The organism is Burkholderia sp. E168m23, from assembly GCF_016586125.1.
Taxonomy (GTDB): domain Bacteria; phylum Pseudomonadota; class Gammaproteobacteria; order Burkholderiales; family Burkholderiaceae; genus Burkholderia; species Burkholderia orbicola.
Window position 1 is genome coordinate 1 of record NZ_BCPP01001243.1, and the last position, 1671, is coordinate 1671.

Sequence of the window (1671 nt, forward strand, 5' to 3'; positions counted from 1 at the left end):
GCGCCAGGTCGTGCGCGTCGACAACGCGGTGGCGGTGGTCGGCGATCACACGTGGGCCGCGAAGCGCGGTGCATCGGCGCTCGTCGTGAAGTGGAACGAGGGCGCGGGCGCGAAGGTGTCCACGAAGGACATCGTTGCCGACCTCGCGCAGGCGGCGGTGAGCGGCAAGGGCGCGGTCGCGCGCAAGGAAGGCGATGTCGGCCACGCGTTCGCAAACGCGAAGACGCGCGTCGACGCTGTCTACGAACAGCCGTTCCTCGCGCACGCGACGATGGAGCCGGTGAACTGCACGGTGCACGTGCGCGGCGACGGCTGCGAGATCTGGGTCGGCACCCAGGTGCCGACGCGCGCGGTTGACACCGTGCAGCAACTCACGGGCCTGTCGCCCGACAAGATCGTCGTGCACAACCACTTGCTCGGCGGCGGCTTCGGCCGGCGGCTCGAAACGGACATGATCGACCAGGCCGTGAAGGTCGGAAAACAGGTCAACGCGCCGGTGAAGGTGATCTGGACGCGCGAGGAAGACATCCAGCACGACATGTATCGGCCGTACTACTACGACAAGATTTCGGCCGGCCTCGACGCGAACGGCAAGCCGATCGCGTGGCAGCACCGGATCGTCGGCTCGTCGCTCATGGCGCGCTTCGCGCCGCCCGCGTTCCGAAATGGTATCGATCCTGACGCGGTCGAAGTCTCGGCTGATCTGCCGTACGACCTGCCGAACCAGCTCGTCGACTACGTGCGCCAGGAGCCGCGCCACGTGCCGACCGCGTTCTGGCGTGGCGTCGGGCCGACCCGGGGCACGTTCGTCGTCGAGAGCTTCATCGACGAACTGGCCGCGCAGACCAAGACCGACCCCGTGCAATACCGCCGTGCATTGCTCGGCAAGGCGCCGCGCGCGCTGAATGTGCTCGACGTCGCGACGAAGGCGGCCGGCTGGGGCCCGTCGCTGCCGAAGGGGCAGGGGCGCGGCGTGTCTGTGATGTATGCATTCGGCACTTTCTTCTCAATGGTAGTCGACGTCGCGGTGGATAACGGCGAGGTGCAGGTCAAGCGCGTCGTGTGCGCGGTCGATTGCGGCATGTCCGTCAACCCGAACACGATCGAGGCGCAAGTGCAGGGCGGCATCATCTTCGGGATCACGGGCGCGCTGTACGGCGAGATCACGATCGAGGACGGCCGTGTCGTGCAGAGCAATTTCACCGATTACCGGATGCTGCGGATCAACGAGACACCGCCGATCGAGGTGCATCTGGTGAAAAGCGGCGAAGCGCCGGGCGGGATCGGCGAACCGGGCACGGCCGCGACGGCCGCGGCATTGTCGAACGCGATCTTCGCGGCGACCGGCAAGCGGCTGCGCAAGCTGCCGGTCGGCGATCAGCTGAAGACGGCTTGAGGGGAGGCGACGATCATGCGAAACCTCGCCCTGAATACGTTCCGTGCATCGCTGCTCGCGCTGTCCGCCATGCTGGCCGGCCCGGCCGCGCAGGCCGCGCAGACGGCACCGGCCGACAGCGCGCTCGTCGCTCGCGGCGCATACCTCGCGAAAGCGGGCGACTGCGTCGCGTGCCACACCGCGCCGCGCGGCACGCCGTTCGCCGGCGGCCTGAAGATGGTCACGCCGATGGGCGCGATCTACACGACCAACATCACGCCCGATCCGGAAACGGG

1 protein-coding gene and 1 pseudogene are annotated in these 1671 nt (G+C 68.0%); both read left to right on the forward strand.

Annotated elements, in window-relative coordinates; genetic code table 11:
• A partial coding sequence (locus JMF90_RS36155) for a xanthine dehydrogenase family protein molybdopterin-binding subunit (RefSeq protein WP_201317076.1) occupies window positions 1-1396 on the forward strand: 1396 nt, incomplete at its 5' end.
• 15 nt (window positions 1397-1411) lie between these two features.
• A pseudogene (locus JMF90_RS36160) lies at window positions 1412-1671 on the forward strand (cytochrome c); the annotation flags it as partial.